At 69.5% G+C, this 16854-nt stretch carries 17 protein-coding genes; 8 read left to right on the top strand and 9 right to left on the bottom strand.

Translation table 11 applies throughout. From position 1 onward, the window contains the following. Positions 1-245: 245 nt before the first annotated feature. Genes ACTIFJ_RS09335 through ypfJ form a run of 7 tightly spaced genes read right to left on the bottom strand, consistent with a single transcriptional unit; the run spans position 246 to position 6786 of the window. Complete coding sequence (locus ACTIFJ_RS09335) at positions 246-1757, bottom strand: ABC transporter substrate-binding protein (RefSeq protein WP_439533833.1); 1512 nt, start codon at positions 1755-1757, stop codon at positions 246-248. Next, the gene (locus ACTIFJ_RS09330; RefSeq protein WP_439533832.1) at positions 1757-2530 is read right to left on the bottom strand and encodes an ABC transporter ATP-binding protein; all 774 of its coding nucleotides are present in this window, start codon (positions 2528-2530) and stop codon (positions 1757-1759) included. The genes ACTIFJ_RS09335 and ACTIFJ_RS09330 overlap by 1 nt, the downstream gene beginning before the upstream one ends. Next, positions 2527-3462, bottom strand: a complete 936-nt coding sequence (locus ACTIFJ_RS09325) for an ABC transporter ATP-binding protein (protein ID WP_439533831.1) — start codon at positions 3460-3462, stop codon at positions 2527-2529. The genes ACTIFJ_RS09330 and ACTIFJ_RS09325 overlap by 4 nt, the downstream gene beginning before the upstream one ends. Next, a complete protein-coding gene (locus ACTIFJ_RS09320) occupies positions 3459-4274 on the bottom strand; it encodes an ABC transporter permease (protein ID WP_439533830.1) in 816 nt (271 codons plus the stop codon). The genes ACTIFJ_RS09325 and ACTIFJ_RS09320 overlap by 4 nt, the downstream gene beginning before the upstream one ends. A gap of 14 nt (positions 4275-4288) precedes the next feature. Then, positions 4289-5224: an ABC transporter permease gene (locus ACTIFJ_RS09315; protein WP_439533829.1), complete on the bottom strand. Its 936-nt coding sequence runs from the start codon at positions 5222-5224 to the stop codon at positions 4289-4291. Then, a complete protein-coding gene (locus ACTIFJ_RS09310; RefSeq protein ID WP_439533828.1) occupies positions 5221-5841 on the bottom strand; it encodes a UbiX family flavin prenyltransferase in 621 nt (206 codons plus the stop codon). The genes ACTIFJ_RS09315 and ACTIFJ_RS09310 overlap by 4 nt, the downstream gene beginning before the upstream one ends. A 51-nt stretch (positions 5842-5892) precedes the next feature. Next, positions 5893-6786, bottom strand: a complete 894-nt coding sequence (ypfJ, locus tag ACTIFJ_RS09305) for a KPN_02809 family neutral zinc metallopeptidase (RefSeq protein WP_439533827.1) — start codon at positions 6784-6786, stop codon at positions 5893-5895. Between the two features lie 199 nt (positions 6787-6985). On the opposite strand from ypfJ, the gene ACTIFJ_RS09300 reads away from it, so the two are divergent. The 6 genes from ACTIFJ_RS09300 to ACTIFJ_RS09275 all read left to right on the top strand — a co-directional run bounded on the left by ACTIFJ_RS09300 (position 6986) and on the right by ACTIFJ_RS09275 (position 12032). Continuing rightward, on the top strand, positions 6986-7933 hold the full coding sequence (locus tag ACTIFJ_RS09300) for a DnaJ C-terminal domain-containing protein (protein WP_439533836.1): 948 nt from the start codon (positions 6986-6988) through the stop codon (positions 7931-7933). Positions 7934-7953: 20 nt separating this feature from the next. Continuing rightward, on the top strand, positions 7954-8793 hold the full coding sequence (locus ACTIFJ_RS09295; RefSeq protein WP_439533826.1) for a YihY/virulence factor BrkB family protein: 840 nt from the start codon (positions 7954-7956) through the stop codon (positions 8791-8793). A gap of 14 nt (positions 8794-8807) precedes the next feature. Then, entirely contained in the window at positions 8808-9611 is an 804-nt protein-coding gene (fabI, locus tag ACTIFJ_RS09290; RefSeq protein ID WP_439533825.1) for an enoyl-ACP reductase FabI, read from the top strand. Continuing rightward, a complete protein-coding gene (gene aroC / locus ACTIFJ_RS09285) occupies positions 9608-10678 on the top strand; it encodes a chorismate synthase (RefSeq protein ID WP_439533824.1) in 1071 nt (356 codons plus the stop codon). The genes fabI and aroC overlap by 4 nt, the downstream gene beginning before the upstream one ends. A gap of 63 nt (positions 10679-10741) precedes the next feature. Next, complete coding sequence (gene gntA, locus ACTIFJ_RS09280; protein ID WP_439533823.1) at positions 10742-11461, top strand: guanitoxin biosynthesis heme-dependent pre-guanitoxin N-hydroxylase GntA; 720 nt, start codon at positions 10742-10744, stop codon at positions 11459-11461. After that, complete coding sequence (locus tag ACTIFJ_RS09275; protein ID WP_439533822.1) at positions 11451-12032, top strand: DUF1989 domain-containing protein; 582 nt, start codon at positions 11451-11453, stop codon at positions 12030-12032. The genes gntA and ACTIFJ_RS09275 overlap by 11 nt, the downstream gene beginning before the upstream one ends. 1 nt (position 12033) lies before the next feature. On the opposite strand, the gene glmS is transcribed toward ACTIFJ_RS09275, so the two are convergent. Together glmS and glmU are read right to left on the bottom strand one after the other, a co-directional pair. Continuing rightward, positions 12034-13857: a glutamine--fructose-6-phosphate transaminase (isomerizing) gene (gene glmS, locus ACTIFJ_RS09270; RefSeq protein ID WP_439533821.1), complete on the bottom strand. Its 1824-nt coding sequence runs from the start codon at positions 13855-13857 to the stop codon at positions 12034-12036. A gap of 3 nt (positions 13858-13860) precedes the next feature. After that, positions 13861-15222, bottom strand: coding sequence for a bifunctional UDP-N-acetylglucosamine diphosphorylase/glucosamine-1-phosphate N-acetyltransferase GlmU (gene glmU, locus ACTIFJ_RS09265; RefSeq protein ID WP_439533835.1), 1362 nt, complete (start codon positions 15220-15222; stop codon positions 13861-13863). A gap of 63 nt (positions 15223-15285) precedes the next feature. On the opposite strand from glmU, the gene gph reads away from it, so the two are divergent. Continuing rightward, positions 15286-15972 carry a phosphoglycolate phosphatase gene (gene gph / locus ACTIFJ_RS09260; protein WP_439533820.1) on the top strand — a complete coding sequence of 229 codons (687 nt, stop codon included), beginning with the start codon at positions 15286-15288 and terminating at the stop codon, positions 15970-15972. After that, the coding region (locus ACTIFJ_RS09255) for a sensor histidine kinase (protein WP_439533819.1) at positions 15969-16854 on the top strand (886 nt) is incomplete at its 3' end. The genes gph and ACTIFJ_RS09255, both read left to right, overlap by 4 nt.

The raw sequence follows: 16854 nt of genomic DNA, 5'->3' as shown, positions 1-16854 counted from the left end.
AGACGTGAGCGAGACACGGATCTGCAAGCTGGCGGGGCCGGGGTCATGGTATGCGTTCGTGGCGGCGAAGAAGTAGGGCCTCCGGCGGCTGGGGGCGAAGCCCCCAGACCCCATGAATATGGTTCAGGCCACACCGGCCGACGTAACACATGCGGCGACCTAATTTTGGGGTCTGGGGGCTTCGCCCCCAGCCGCCGGAGGCCTTTCCTACCGCCGGAGGCCTTTCCTGCCGCCGGAGGCCCCCTTTATTTCCGGAGCCGCAATGTCTCGTACAGCGGGACGCGGTTGGCGATGGGGACGGGGCCGGTGAGGCGGGGGCCGATGCCGATGAGGTCGATCTGTTCGACGAGGAACAGGGCGGGGGCGGCTTGCTGGTGGGCGGCGGCGAGGGTGCGGAGCATGGTTTCGCGTTTTTGCGGGTTCATTTCGCTGCCGGCGGCGGTGATGGCGGCGGCAAGGGCGGCGTCGCAGAAGAAGGGTTTGGGGCGTTTGAGGCAGGAGAAGTTTTCGAGGCTGCGCTGGGTGTCGTTATAGGGGGCGGCGTTCCAGGAGAGGCCGAAGGCGTCGGCGTCGGCCCAGTCGTTGGCGAGGTAGCGGCGGAGGAAGACCGGGAAGGGGATGGCGCGCAGTTCGGTGGTGACGCCAATTTCGGCGAGGTAGCGGGCCATGGCCTGGTAGATCAGCGCGTCGGCGGGCAGCGAGCCGATGACGACATCGGCCTTGAGGGTGAAGCCTTTGGGATAGCCGGCCTGGGCGAGCAGGGCGCGGGCGCGGGCGGGGTCATGGGGGAGTGGCGGCAGGGCGGGATCATGGCCGAGGGTGCCGCGCGGGCCGGGCTGGCTGGCGGGGGCGCCCTTGCCTTGCAGCAGGACGCGGGCGATGGCCTCGCGGTCGATGGCGAGGTTGAGCGCCTGGCGGACGCGGACGTCGCTGAGGGGACCGGCAGGGCGGCCTTCGAGGGCGAAGGCGAGTGACATGACCTGCATCGAGGGGGCGGCGGCGAGGCGGATGCCGCGGCTTTCGAGATAGGCGATCTCGTCGATGCCGACGCGGGCGATGTCGATGTCGCCTGAGATCAGGGCCTGCTGGCGGACGCCTTCGTCGCCGAGTTCGATGAGGTCGAGCCGGGGGATCTGGGCGTGGCGCCAGCTGCCGGGGTTGGCGACGAGGCTCGCGCGGCGGCGGCGTTCGTCGAAATTGAGCAGGCGGTAGGGGCCGGTGCCGGCCGGTGCCTTGGCGAAGGCGGCCGGGCCGAGGGTGGCCCAGCGCTCGGGCGCGACGATGGCGACCGAGGGCAGGCGCTTGGGGAAGACGGCGTCGGGCTTCTTGAGATGGATGACGAGCTGGTTCGGGGCGGGGGCCTCGACGCCGGCGACGTCGCGCAGGCGGCTGCCGATGACGCTGGCCTTGCCGGCGTCCGACATCAGCCAGTCGAAGCTGGCCTTGGCGGCGGCGGCGTCGAAGGGGGTGTCGTCCGAGAAGCGGACGCCGGGGCGGAGCTGGAAGGTCCAGCGGCGGCCGTCGGCGCTCGACCATTGTGTGGCCAGCGCCGGAACGATGCGGCCGTCCGGGGACAGGGCGGTGAGGCCGTCGAACAGGGCGGTCCAGGTGTAGGAACCGGGCGTGCCTTCGCCGCGATAGGGGTCTCCCCAGGAGGAGGGCAGGGCGGGGACGCCGGCGCGCAGCGTGTCGGCGGGCGGCGGCGGCTCGGCACAGGCGGCAAGCGCCAGCAGCAGGGCGAGAAGCAGGCGGCGCATCAGCGGGCGTCCACGATGGCGAAGGGGTCGAGGCAGGCGTCCCGCAGCATGCGGGTGTAGGGCTGGGCGGGGGCGGTCATCATTGCCGCCATCGGGCCGGCCTCGACGAGGCGGCCGCCCTGCAGCACGACGGCGCTGTCAGCGATGCCGGCCATCAGCGCGAGATCATGGGCGACGATCAGGAAGGCGGTGCCGGTGCGGTCCCGGATATCGAGGAACAGCGTAGCGATCTGGGCTTTGACCGAGACATCGAGGGCCGACATCGGCTCGTCGGCGACGATCAGCTTGGGGGCGAGGGCGAGGGCCCGGGCGATGGCGACGCGCTGGCGCTGGCCGCCGGAGAGCGCGGTTGGCCGGGCGGCGATGGCCGAGGCCGGCAGGCCGACGAGGACCAGCAGCGCGGCGGCGCGGCTGCGGGCGGCGGCCGTGGCGTGGCCATGGGCCTGCAGCGGCTCGGCGATGATGGCGCCGACATCGAGGCGCGGGCTGAGCGAGGCGGAGGGGTCCTGGAACACCATCTGCATCTCGGCCCAGAGCGCGCGGCGGGCGGCGCCTCTGGCATGGGTGGTGTCGGCGCCGTGGAAGTGGATATGGCCGGAGGCGACGGGGACGAGCCCCATGATGGCGCGGGCGGCGGTGGTCTTGCCCGAGCCGGATTCGCCGATCAGCGCGACGATTTCGCCGGGCGCGACGGTGAAGCTGAGGGCCGACAGCGCCTGATGGCCGCCGTAGCGGACACCGACATCGGAAAGGGCGAGCAGCGGCGCGGTCATGCGAGCGGACGGTGGCAGGCGACCTGATGGTCGGTGCCGGTGAGCGGCGGGACGGTCGTGCATTCCGGGCCGGCGGCGGCGCAGCGCGGGGCGAAGGCGCAGCCGGGCGGGCGCTCGCCCGGCGCCGGGGGCTGGCCGGGGATGGCTGCGGTCCGGCGCTGGCTGGTGGTGAGGCGCGGCGCGGCGGCGAGGAGGGCGGCGGTATAGGGGTGGCGGGGGCGGTGGACGAGATCGGCGGGGCTGGCCTGCTCGACGATGCGCCCCGAGTACATGACGGCGATGCGGGTGCAGAGATAGGCGGCGGCGCCGAGATCATGGGTGACGAGGATGGCGGCGGCATCGCGGGTGCGACGGCGCAGCAGGTCGAGGATATGGACCTGGACGGTGGGATCGAGCGCCGTCGTCGGCTCGTCGGCGATGACCAGCCCGGGGTGGTTGGCCAGCGCCAGCGCGATGCCGACGCGCTGGCGCTGGCCGCCGGACATTTCGTGCGGATAGGCGCGCGCCTTGGCCGCCGGATCGGGCAGGCCGACCTCGTCCAGCGCGGCGATGGCGGCGGCGGCGGCCTCGGCGCGGGGCAGCTTCTGGTGGCGGATGATGACCTCGGCGAGCAGGTCCCCGATGCGGCGGACGGGGTTTAGGCTGGCGAACGGGTCCTGGAAGATGACGCCGATCCGCGATCCGCGCAGCGCCGGCATGGCACTGTCCGGCAGCGAGGCGAGGTTTTCGCCGTCGATGGCGATGCGGCCGGCGGCGATGGTGCAGCCGGCGGGGAGCAGGCGGGGGATGCTCATCACCGTCATCGACTTGCCCGAGCCGGATTCGCCGACCAGGCCCATCACCGTGCCGCGCGGCACCGACAGGCTGACGCCCTGGACCAGCGCATGGTCACCGCCGTGGACGACGAGGTTTTCCATCACCAGCCCGGTCATGCGGGGCGCCCCGACAGGCCGAGGCGACGGGCGACGAGATCGCCGAGCAGGTTGAGCAGCAGCACCGTGCCGGCCAGCGCGGTAGCCGGGCCGAGCAGCATCCACGGCGCCTGGTAGATATAGGGCCGGCTTTCGGCGAGCAGGGCGCCCCAGGCCGGGGCGCCGAGCGGCGCGCCGACGCCGAGGAAGGACAGGGCGCTGGAGGCAACCAGCATGTCGGCGAAATGGAAGACCATCATGGCGATCAGGCTCGGCGCGATCGCTGGCAGCACATGGCGGGCGAGCAGCCGTGCGCGGCCGACGCCGCCCAGCCGCGCGGCGGTGACATAATCGCGGCTGCGCACCGACGAGGCCTCGGCATAGATGACGCGCGCGAACAGCGTCCAGGTCAGCAGGCCGAGCACCAGCAGCACCGACAGGCCGCTCTGGCCGAGCACGGCGACGGCGGCGACGGCGGCGACCAGGCCGGGGAATGACAGTACCAGCGTCACCAGTTGGAGAATGACGCGGCGGGGCCAGCCCTCCAGCTCGGCGGCGGCGAGGCCGGCGACGGTGCCGAGCACCAAAGCGATCAGCGTGGCGCCGCCGGCGACGCCGAGCGACCAGGGGGCGCCGCCGAGCACCCGGGCGGCGATGTCCCGGCCGAGCTGGTCGGTGCCGAGCAGGGCGCCGGCGCCGGGGGGGTGGAAGCGCAGGTCCAGCTGCATCAGCGCGGCGCGGTCGGCGAGCAGCGGCGCGGCGGCAATGCCGAGGACCAGCGCGGCCAGTATCGTCAGCAGCAGCTTTTCGGCGGGGCGGAGCTGGCTTGTCATCAGGCGCCCCGTCATCAGGCGATTGCCGGCCGGCGCAGGCGGGGATCGAGCAGGACGAAGACCAGGTCGGTCAGTGCGTTGACGGCATAGACGAGGACGGCGACGCACAGGGCGGCGGCCTGGACCACGGGGAAATCGAGGTTGAGCGTCGACTGGATGAGCAGCCGGCCGAGGCCGGGCCAGGCGAAGATCGTCTCGATGACGACCACGCCGCCGATCAGGAAGGCGAATTGCGAGCCGATCAGCGCGACGGCGCCGAGCAGCGCATTGGGCAGGATATGGCGGCGTAGCACCTCGGCCTCGGTGGCGCCGCCGGCACGGGCGGCGCGGACATATTCCTCGGCGCGCGCCGCCGAGACATTGGCGGCGACGACGCGGGTGAGCTTGGGAGCGAGGAAGATGCTCAGCGATACCGCCGGCAGGATCCAGCTCGACGGCCGGCCGAAGCCGATCGCCGGCACCCAGGCGAGGCTGACGGCGAAGACCTGCACCAGCACCAGCGCCACCGCGAAGCCCGGCGTGCCCTGGAGGACATAGACGAGCAGCGCCGCCAGCCGCTGGGGCCGCCGCTCCGGGGCGCTGCCGATCCAGGCGCCGGCCGGGAGCGCGACGACGATGGTGAGCAGCATGGCCAGCGTGGCGAGCAGCAGCGTGGCGGGGATGGCGGTGATCACGGCCTCGAGCGCCGGCTGCTGGCTGGCCAGCGAGGTACCGAAATCGCCATGCGCCAGCCGGACGAGGTTGCGGCCGAGCTGGACCGACAGCGGTGCGTCGAAGCCATATTCTGCGCGGACGGCGGCCAGCGCCTCGGCATCGGCATCGGCGCCGGCGATGGCGGCGGCGGGATCGCCGGTGGCGCGCAGCAGCAGGAACAACAGGGTGGAGAGGCCGACCATCAGCAGCAGCAGCTCGGCGAGGCGCCGGCCGAGGATGCGGGCGAACGGGATCACGCCTGGCGTATCGCCGGGGCGGGGGGGCTGTTGAGACCGTCCCATCGGGGAGCGAGGTCGGTCTCGATGTCGTAGAGGTCGAGGACGCGGGAGACGCTGTGGTCGATCAGGTGGCCGAGCGTCTGGGGGTGGGTGTAAAAGGCGGGCATCGGTGGCATCAGAATGGCGCCGATCTCGGCGAGGCGGACCATGGTGCGGAGGTGGCCGAGGTGCAGCGGGGTCTCGCGGACCATCAGCACGAGGCGGCGGCGCTCCTTGAGGACGACGTCGGCGGCGCGGGTCATCAGCGTGTCGGTGGTGCCGCAGGCGATTTCGCTCATCGTGCGCACGGTGCAGGGGGCGATGATCATGCCGTCGGTGCGGAACGAGCCGCTGGCGATGCGGGCGCCGATGTCTCCGGCCTGGTAGGCGATGGCGGCCTTGGCGCGGACCTGGTCGAGGCTCAGGCCGAGCTCCTGCTCGATCGACAGCACGCCGGCCTTGGAGACGATCAGGTGGGTCTCGATGCCGAGGTCGGCCAGCACTTCGAGCAGCCGAACACCATAGGCGGCGCCCGAGGCTCCGGTGATGCCGATGACGAGGCGACGCGCGCGGGTGATGTCAGGCTCCGACTGCAATTCATCATAATGTTATAACAACATTATGTATGCAGCAAGGGCCTGTGCGCGTTAGAGGGTGCGGGCGGCGAAGGTATCGCAGCCGCGGATGGTCTTGCCGTTGAAGCCGTTCATGAACCAGCTGCGGCGCTGGGCACTGGTGCCATGGGTGAAGCTTTCGGGGACGACATAGCCCTGGCCGGCCTTCTGGATGGTGTCGTCGCCGATGGCATTGGCGGCGGTCAGTGCCTCGTCGATATCGCCTTCGTCGAGCAGGTCGGTGTGGGCGCTGGCCCAGACGCCGGCCAGGCAATCGGCCTGCAGCTCCATGCGGACCTGCAGCGCATTGCCCTCGGTCTTGCTGGCCCGGCTCTGCGCCTGGCGGACCTGGTCCGAGATGCCGGTGATGGTCTGGATATGGTGGCCGACTTCATGGGCGATGACATAGGCGGCGGCGAAATCGCCGGGCGCGCCGAAGCGGCGGGCGAGCTCATCGAAGAAGCTCTGGTCGAGATAGACCTTGCGGTCGGCCGGGCAATAGAAGGGGCCCATCGCCGAACTAGCCTCGCCGCAGGCCGAGCGGACGCCGCCGGAGAACAGCACTAGCGTCGGCGGCTGGTAGGGCTGGCCGACTTCACGCGGGAACTGCTCGCCCCAGCTGTCCTCGGTGGTGGCGAGGACACGGGCGACGAAGCGGTCCATCTCCGAAGCCGGCTGCGCCGAGGGGGCGGGCTGGCCGATGGTCTGGGTCTCGCCCTGGGTGTCGCCCTGGGGCGCGCCGCCGAGCAGGGTAAGCGGATTGATGCCGAGCACCAGCGCCAGGATGCCGACGATGACGATACCGCCGATGCCGAGCCCGCGCCCGCCGAGCAGCAGGCCGAGCAGCCCGGCGCCGCCGCCACCGCCGCCGCCCTGGCCGCGCCGGTCCTCGATGTTGCTGCTTTCGCGCTGGTCGTCGAGGCGCATGGCATGTCTCCTGAGGCGATCAGGCTTAGACGCCATGCGGGCCGTTGAGAAGCGTTCCGATGCGGGTGGCCGCGATTTCGGGTGACGACGGCATGGCGACAGGCCAATCGCCCGCTGCTATCGAGTGTGCATAGGCCTCTTGCGCAGCGGCCGAGGGTTGCACATCTGCACGCATGAGAGGCAAGACAAGACGATGACCGTGCGTGATCCATACAAGGTGCTGGGCGTGGCCCGCGGGGCCAGCGCCGCCGATATCAAGAAGGCCTATCGCAAGCTGGCCAAGGAAAACCATCCGGACCGCAATGCTGATAATCCGGTGGCGCTGGAGCGCTTCAAGGAAGCCAATTCGGCCTATGAGCTACTGTCCGATACCGAGCAGCGGGCGCGGTTCGACCGCGGCGAGATTGACCCGGCCGGCAACCCGACCTCGCCGTTTTCCACCGGCTTCCGCGGCAGCGGCGCTGGCGGCGGGGGATGGGCGGGCGACCAGGCGGGCGGCGATCCGTTCGGCCGCGGAGCGGCGTCGGGCCGCGCGGCGGGGTTTGAGTTCGGCGGGGCCGATGATCTGTTCTCGGAGTTGTTCGGCGGGCGCGGCGGCGGCGGCCGGGGCTTTCGCGGCGCCCAGCCGCGCGGGCCGGATGTCAGCTACCGGCTGAGCGTGGCGTTCGAGGAGGCGGCGACGCTGACGCCGCAGCGGGTGACGCTGCGTGATGGCAAGACCAGCGAGATCAAGCTGCCGGCCGGGTTCAAGCCCGGTGTCCAGCTGCGGCTTGCCGGCAAGGGCGAGCCGGGGCCGGGCGGCGCCGGCGACGCGCTGATCACCATCGAGGTGGCGCCGCACCGCTTCTTCAAGCGCGACGGTGACGATGTGCGGCTCGACCTGCCGATCAGTCTCGGCGAGGCGGTGCTCGGCGCCAAGGTGCGGATGCCGACCGTGGAAGGCCCGGTGACGCTGACGGTGCCGCCGGGCACCAGCTCCGGCCGGGTGTTCCGGCTGAAGGGCCGCGGCTTCTCGCGCGCCGACGGCAGCCGGGGTGACCAGCTGGTGACAGCGATGATCGATATTCCGTCGAGCGATGCGGCGCTGGAGGGTTTCGTCCAGGGCTGGGAGGACAAGAGATCACTGCGCGCCAGCCTTGGGTTCTGAACCGCCGCCTGTGGGCGACGGTGGAGGCGCTGGGTGCGGCGATACGGGGCACATGGCAAGATGGCCCGAGCCACGCAGGTAACCTCGCCTATCTGTCCTTGCTGTGCCTGTTTCCGTTCTTCATCCTGGTGATCACCGTGGCCGGCATCTTCGGGCGGACCGAGGACGGGATGCGGGTGATCATCAACGTGCTGGCGGTGCTGCCGCGCAGCGTCGCTGCGCTGCTCAACGGCCCGGTTACCGAAGTGATCGCCCAGCGCGCCTCGGGCGGGCTGCTGACATTGGGCATCATCGTCATCTTGTGGACGGTGACCAGCTATGCCGAAGCGGTGCGGGACATCATCCGCCGCGCCCATGGCACCGAGCGGCGGATGCCGCTTTGGCGATACCGGGCGCTGTCGCTGGCGGTGGTGTTTGCCGGCGTGTTCCTGATGCTGGCGGCCCTGGCGGCGCAGCTGCTGCTGACCGGCACCGAGGCGATCATGCGCCAGCTCTTGCCGGCGGGCCGGGGGCTCCCAGAGCTGCACTTCGCGTTGCGCCAGCTGCTGCCGGTCGCCAGTCTGTTCGGCGGGCTGTGCGTGGCGCTCTACGGGCTGACGGCGTCGGGCATTCGCCGCTGGACATGGATATGGCCGGGGGCGCTGGTGATCACGCTGGGCTGGACCGCGGTGACCGCGATCATGCCGGCGCTGCTGTCGGTGTTCGGCCGGTCTTCCCTGACCTATGGCTCGCTGGCGGGCGTCATCGTGGCGCTGATCTATTTCTGGGTTCTCGGCCTGTGGCTGATTTTCGGCGTGCATTTCAATGCGGCACTGGCGAAGCCGGGCCAAAGCCGGCTAAAGGCTAACCCCAGACAGTGACATATGGATTGAGCATGGCCGGATTGATGCAGGGCAAGCGCGGGTTGATCATGGGCGTGGCCAATGATCGAAGCCTCGCCTGGGGAATCGCCCAGGCCTGTGCGGCGCAGGGCGCCGAGCTGGCGTTTTCCTTCCAGGGCGAGGCGCTGGAGAAGCGCGTGCGGCCGCTGGCCGAGCAGCTCGGTGTGGCGCGGCTCTATTCGTGCGACGTGTCGGACGAGGCGAGCATGGATGCGGCCTTTGCCGCGCTGGCCGCCGACTGGCCGACCATCGACTTCCTCGTCCATGCCATCGGTTTTTCCGACAAGAACGAGCTGCGCGGGCGCTATGTAGACACGACACCGGAAAACTTCGCGGTGACGATGAACATCAGTGTCTACAGCTTTACCGCCGTGGCGCGCCGCGCGCTGGCGATGATGCCGGACGGCGGCAGCCTGCTGACCTTGTCCTATTATGGCGCCGAGAAGGTCATCCCGCATTATAATGTGATGGGTGTTGCCAAGGCGGCGCTGGAGGCGAGCGTCAAATATCTGGCGATGGACCTCGGGCCGCAGAAGGTGCGGGTCAATGCGATTTCGGCCGGGCCGATCCGGACGCTGGCGGCGTCGGGCATCGGCGATTTCCGCTACATCATGAAGTGGAACGAGTATAATAGCCCGCTGCGCCGCAACGTGACGATCGAGGATGTCGGCGGGGCGGGGCTGTACCTGCTGTCCGACCTTGCCTCCGGGGTGACGGGCGAGGTCCATCATGTCGACGCCGGCTATAATGTCATCGGCATGAAGGCCGAGGACGCGCCGGACATCAGCGTGGCATGAGCCACAACAGCTTCGGCCAGCTGCTGAGGTTCACCACCTGGGGCGAGAGCCATGGGCCGGCGATCGGCGCGGTGGTCGATGGCTGTCCGCCGGGGTTGGCGCTGAGCGAGGCCGATGTGCAGCCCTGGCTCGACAAGCGGCGGCCGGGCCAATCGAAATACACGACCCAGCGCCAGGAGCCGGACCAGGTGCGAATTCTGTCCGGCGTCTATGAAGGCCGGACGACGGGGACGCCGATCGCGCTGATGATCGAGAATGTCGATCAGCGGTCGAAGGATTATTCGGAAGTGGCGCGCGCCTATCGGCCGGGCCATGCCGATTACGCCTATGATGCCAAATATGGCCTGCGCGATCCGCGCGGCGGCGGGCGATCGTCGGCGCGGGAGACTGCGAGCCGGGTGGCGGCGGGGGCGGTGGCGCGGCTGGTGATCCCCGAGGTGCGGCTGCGCGCCTATCTGGTCGAGATGGGCGGGATCGCGATCGACCGGGCGAATTTCGACGACGCCGAGATCGACCGCAATCCGTTCTTCTGCCCCGATCCGGCGGCGGCGGCGCGCTGGGCCGACCGCCTCGATGCGGCGCGCAAGGCGGGGTCGTCTCTCGGCGCCATTGTCGAATGTGTGGCCGAAGGTGTGCCGGCCGGCTGGGGGTCGCCGCTGTACCAGAAGCTCGATGCGCAGCTGGCGAGCGCCTGCATGGGGATCAACGCGGTCAAGGCGGTCGAGATCGGCGACGGCTTTGGCGCGGCGCGGCTGTCCGGCGAGGAGAATGCCGATCCGATGCGGCCGGGTAGCGACGGGCCGCAGTTTCTGGCCAACCATGCCGGCGGGATTGCCGGGGGCATTTCCACTGGCCAGCCGGTGGTGGTGCGGATGGCGCTTAAGCCGACATCGTCGATCCTGACGCCGGTCGAGACCATCGCCCGTGACGGGTCGGCCACCGATATTCGCACTGTGGGTCGCCACGATCCCTGTGTCGGCATTCGTGCGGCGCCGGTGATGGAGGCGATGGTGGCGCTGGTGCTGGCGGACGCGCGGCTGATGCATCGGGGGCAGACCGGGCGATAAGCCGGGTCGACCGGGGAACTTTTCGCGCGAAAATCTGTTTCACGGCAACCCCGAGGAGTTGTCATGCAGACGCCAGATCATCCGCTCGTCGAGCGGTTCCATGAATTTGTCCGCGATCCGTCGTTTCCGTGCGTAGGCGCGAAATCGGCGCTTTCGCGCCAGAAAATGCGCATCATCATTGCCCGGGATATCACCTCGGCCTGGGACGATCTGCGCATCCTGCCGGAAATCTCCCGACTGGCGGCGGATTACCGGCGCGAGCCTGAATTGTTCCAGACGCTGGTGGTGATTTTCGAGGGAGAGGCGGCGCTGGGCGAAGCCGAATTCGAAGGCTTTCTCTGGGAGCGCATCCAGTCGCTCGCCGACAAGGATGCGCTGTGGTTCGACCAACCGCGTGATCCGCGGGTCAGCGACGATCCCGAAGATCCGCATTTCTCGCTGAGCTTCGGGGGCGAGGCGTTCTTCGTCGTTGGGCTGCATCCGGGATCGAGCCGGCCGGCGCGGCGCTTCGAGCGGCCGACTTTGGTGTTCAACCTGCACGACCAGTTCGAGCAGCTGCGCGCTGCCAACCGCTATGAGAAGCTGCGGTCGGCGATCCTCGAGCGTGATCTGGATCTCGCCGGCTCGATGAATCCGATGCTGGCGCGCCATGGCGAAGGCTCGGAGGCCCGGCAGTACAGCGGCCGCGCCGTCGACGAGAATTGGGCCTGTCCCTATGCCGGGCGGGGCGCCGGGGCGCGGCCGGACAGCGCGAGCAAGGTAGACGCTGTTCATGGTGCATGAGATCCCGCCGCGCTCGGGGGCCGGCTTCATTCTCGAGCGCGGCCAGCGGCTGACGGTGATCGATCCCTGCGGCGAGCAGGTGTCCGACCTGCTGGCCTTTGCCCGCGACGATGTCGACGAGGTGATTTCATCGGGGCGGACGCTCGATTATCTGAGCCGGATCTACCTGACCGTGCCGGACCCGCTCTATTCGAACCGGTCAAACATCATGCTGCAGATTGTCGAGGACACGGTCGGGCGGCATGATTTCCTGCTGACGCCATGCTCCCGGGACACTTTCCGGATCATCTATGGCGACGAGCAGCCGCACCGGGGGTGTTTCGGCAATCTGGCGGAGGCGCTGGCGCCCTATGGGATCGTGCCCGACCGGATTCCAGTGGCGTTCAACCTGTTCATGAATGTGCCGGTCGATGGTACCACCGGCGAACTGAAGGTGTTGCCGCCGCTGAGCAAGGCCGGCGACCGGATCGTGCTGGAAGCGAAGATGGACCTGTTGATTGGCCTGACGGCGTGCTCGGCGCTGCAGTCCAACAATGGCAGCTTCAAGCCGATCCACTATCGGATCGACTGAGTCACTCCACCGTGACCGACTTGGCGAGGTTGCGCGGCTGGTCGACGTCGGTGCCCTTGGCGACCGCGACCTGATAGGCGAGCAACTGGATGGGGACGGCGGTGATCAGCGGCTGGATGAACGGGTCGACATGGGGGATCTCGATCCGCGCCATCGTGCCATGGCCCTGCGATTCGAGCCCGGCGGCGTCCGAGATCAGCACGACCTGGCCGCCGCGGGCCATCACCTCCTGCATGTTGGAAATGGTCTTCTCGAAGCGCGGGCCGGAGGGGGCGATGACGATCACCGGCACATGCTCGTCGATCAGCGCGATCGGGCCGTGCTTGAGTTCGCCGGCGGCATAGCCTTCGGCATGGATATAGCTGATTTCCTTGAGCTTCAGCGCGCCCTCCAGCGCCATCGGATAGTCGGGGCCGCGGCCGACATAGAGGATGTCCCGCGCCTGCGACAGGGTGTGGGCGAGCTGGATGATCGGCTCTTCGAGCGCCAGCGCGGCGTTCATCGCGGCGGGGACTTCCATCAGAAGGCGGACATGGTCGGCCTCCGCCTGATGGTCGATGGTGCCGCGCAGCCGGCCCAGGGCGACGGCGAAGGCGGCGAGCACGGCAAGCTGGCAGGTGAAAGCCTTGGTGCTGGCGACGCCGATCTCAGGCCCGGCGTGGGTGGGCAGCAGCAGGTCGGCCTCGCGCGCCATGGTCGAGCTGGGGACGTTGACGACGGCGGCTACCGGCTGGCCGGCGGCATGGGCATGGCGGAGCGCGGCCAGCGTGTCGGCGGTCTCGCCCGACTGGGAGATGACCAGCAGCAGCGTGTCGGGGGTGGCGGGGGCGTCGCGGTAGCGGAATTCCGAGGCATTCTCGATCTGGACGGGGATGCGGGCGAGGCTCTCCAGCCAGTAGCTGGCGACATGGCCGGCGAGCAGCGCGGTACCGCAGGCGACGATCTGGATGCGGGTGATGCTGCTCAGGTCGACGGCGCTGTCCGGCAGGCTGATGGTTTCGGCGAGCGGGTCGAGATAGGCGCCGAGCGTCTGGGCGACCATGATCGGCTGCTCATGGATTTCCTTCTCCATGAAGTGCCGGTGGTTGCCCTTTTCGATCAGCGCCGCCGATGCGGACGAGATGGTCAGCGGGCGGACCACTGGCTGGCCATGAGTATCGGTGAGCTCGACGCTGGTGGCCGTGAGGCGGACGCGGTCGCCTTCTTCCAGATAGGTGATGCGGTTGGTGAACGGAGCGAGGCCGAGCGCGTCCGAGCCGAGGAACATCTCGCCGTCGCCGTGGCCGAGCACCAGCGGCGAGCCCTGGCGGGCGCCATAGAGCACGCCGGGCTCGGCGCGGAACAGGATGGCGAAGCTGAAGGCGCCATGGAGACGGGGCAGCGTCTCGGCGACGGCCTCGCCCGGCGTCAGGCCACGGCCGAGCGCCATGGTCAGCAGATGGGCGACGACCTCGCTGTCGGTCTGCGAGCTGAGGGTGCGGCCGGCGGCGATGACCTCGGCGCGCAGCTCGCGGAAATTCTCGATGATGCCGTTATGGACAAGGCTGACCGCGTCGGTGGCATGGGGATGGGCATTGTCGGTGGTGGGGCCGCCGTGCGTGGCCCAGCGGGTATGGGCGATGCCGGTGTGGCCGGCGATCGGCTGGGCGGCGAGGACGGCGGCGAGATTGTCCAGCTTGCCCTGGGCGCGGCGCCGATCGAGCGTGCCGCCGTTCAGGGTGGCGATGCCGGCGCTGTCATAGCCGCGATAGGCGAGGCGGCGCAGGCCCTCCAGCAGTCGCGGGGCGACGTCGGTGGTGCTGGCGATGCCGATGATGCCACACATGGGTCAGGATTTCTTTCGAGCGCGCATGGCGGTGTGGAAACGGGCCGCCCAGCCCGACTTTTCAGTCTGCGGCGGGCGGACGAGGGCGAGGGCGTCGGCCGGCACATCGGCGGTGATGGTGCTGCCGGCACCGACGATGGCACCGGCGCCGATTTGCACCGGCGCGACGAGCGCCGAGTTGGAGCCGATGAAGGCGTGCGCGCCAATATCGGTCTTGTACTTGAAATGGCCGTCATAGTTGCAGGTGATGGTGCCGGCACCGATGTTGGCGGCCTCGCCGACCCGGGCGTCGCCGATATAGCTGAGGTGGTTGGCCTTGGCCCTGGTGCCGAAATGGGCATTCTTGGTTTCGACAAAATTGCCGATCTTGGCACCGGCGTCCAGCACCGTGCCGGGGCGCAGCCGGGCGAAGGGGCCGATTTCGCAGCCGGCGCCGACCTCGGCACCCTCCAGGTGCGAATGGGCGCGGATGCGGGCGCCGCCGGCGATGCGCACGCCGGGGCCGAAGACGATGAACGGTTCGAGGCTGGCGTCGGCCTCGATGGCGGTGTCATGGGCGAGATGGACGGTGTCGGGCGCGGTCATCGTCACGCCATCGGCCATCAGCGCGGCGCGGCGTCGGGCCTGCCAGAGCGCCTCGGCCTGGGCCAGCTCGGCGCGGCTGTTGACGCCGGTAACTTCGTCCGGGGCGACCTCGATGACTCGCGCGGTGCGGCCTTCGGCGACGGCGAGGCCGATGATGTCCGGCAGATAATATTCGCCGGCGTCGTTGCGGTTGTCGATCTGCGCCAGCCAGCGCCAGAGATCGGCGGCGCGGACCGCCATCAGGCCGCTGTTGCACAGGCCGATGGCACGCTCGGAGCCGCTGGCGTCGCGATACTCGACCATTTTCCGGATGCGCCCGTCTTCGGCGAGGATGCGGCCATAGCGACCCGGATCGGCCGGGCGGAAGCCGATGACGGCGGCGGCGACATCGTCGTCCAGCGCGCCGGCCAGCACTGTCAGCGTGGCGGTGGTGATCAGCGGCACGTCGCCGAACAGGATCAGCACCGTGCCTTCGAACCCGGCCAGCGCCGCCTCGGCCTGGCGGACGGCATGGCCGGTGCCGAGTTGCTCTGCCTGGACGGCGATGGTGACCGTACGACCGGTGAGCGCAGCTTCGACCTGTTCGCGGCCGGCGCCGGTGACGATCACCTGATGCTGCGGCGACAGCGCCGCAAGGCTGTCCAATATATGCAACAACATCGGCTTATGGGCGATTGGATGGAGAACCTTGTGCAGCGACGATTTCATCCTGGTGCCCTGGCCGGCGGCCAGCACGATGGCAGCGATGCCGGCGGAGAGCGGGGGAGGAGCGGGATCGATCACGCCCCGCGACCTGCCATATCGGCCTTGCCTTGGGAAGCGCCGAAGGTGCAACACAGCATCGTGAATCCTTATCCTTCCTGCATCGTGTTCGATCTTGATGGCACGCTGGTCGACAGCGCGCCGGACCTGTGCGCGGCGCTCAACCATGCGCTGGGCGCGCTCGGGCGGCCGCCGGTGCCGGCGGACGAGGTGCGCCATATGGTCGGTCATGGGGCCCGGGCCTTGCTGGGACGGGGGCTGGCGCGTAGCGGCGAGGCGACGCCCGAACTCGTCGAAGCCGGGGTGCCGCCGTTCATGGCCTATTACCGTGACCATATCGCCGATGGCTCGCGGCCGTTCGACGGCGTCGAGACGGCGCTCGATGCGCTGGCGGCGGCGGGCAGTGTGCTGGCGGTGTGCACGAACAAGCCGCAGGTGCTGGCCGATGCGCTGATCGCGGCGCTCGGCTGGACGGCGCGGTTCGCCGCGGTGGTCGGCTTCGATTCGGTGCCGCGCGCCAAGCCCGATGCCGGGCATGTGATGGCGACGCTGGCTACGGCGGGAGCGGCGGCGGAAGCCGACACGGCGGTGTTCGTCGGTGATTCGATCACCGATGTGTCGGCGGCGCGCAATGCCGGGCTGCCGGTGGTGGTGGTCAGCTTCGGCTTTTCTGATCGTCCGGCCGCCGATCTCGGTGCCGATGTGGTGATCGACCATTATGACCAGCTGCTGCCCGCGCTGGCACGGATGAATGTGGCGGCGCGGTGAGCGGCGAGCTGGTCCTCGGGCTGCTGGCGCTGCTGCTGGCGGCGCTGGCGCTGGGCTGGCTGATGGGCCGTCGCCAGCCGGCGGTTACCCACCGGCAGATCCTTCAGCCGGCGCTGCCCGAGCCGCTGCCGGCCGACCGCATCAGCATCGAAGCGCTGTCCGACCCGGCGCTGATCGTCGAGGGGGCGGTGGCGGTGGCGGCCAATGCGGCGGCGCGGTCCTTGTTCGGGGCGCGGGTGGAGGGCGGCGACCTGCGTCTGGTTGTCCGCCATCCGGGTGTGCTCGATGCGCTGGGCGAGAGCCGGGACAGCGGCAGCAGCCTCGCCCGCGAGATTAACGGCATCGGCGACAGCAACAGTGCCTGGCGGATGCGGACGGTGCCGGCCGGGCAGGGGCGGCTGCTGGTGCTGTTCGACGACATCACCCAGACAAGGCTGACCGAGCGGATGCGCGTCGATTTCGTCGCCAATGCCAGCCATGAGCTGCGGACGCCGCTGGCGACGCTGTCCGGCTTCATCGAGACCCTGCTCGGGCCGGCGGCGGAGGACGAGCCGGCGCGGCGGCGGTTCCTCGGCATCATGGCCAATGAGGCGAGCCGGATGTCCCGACTGATCGACGACCTGCTGTCGCTGTCGCGGATCGAGCTCGACAAATATGTTCGGCCCTCGGCGACGCTCGACGTGTCGGGTGTGTTTTCCGATGTCGGCAAGACGCTGGCGATGCGGATGGAGCAGGACCAGCGCCGGCTGCTGATCGAGGTGCCGGCCAATGTGCCGCCGGTGGTGGGGGACCGCGACCAGATTTTGCAGGTGCTGCACAATCTGGTGTCGAACGCGCTCAAATATGGCCAGACCGGCACGCCGATCACCATCCGGGCGATCG

Origin of the sequence: Polymorphobacter sp. (assembly GCF_051860865.1) — a bacterium.
Classification (GTDB): Bacteria; Pseudomonadota; Alphaproteobacteria; order Sphingomonadales; family Sphingomonadaceae; genus Sandarakinorhabdus.
This window is presented reverse-complemented; position numbering and strand designations above follow the sequence as displayed.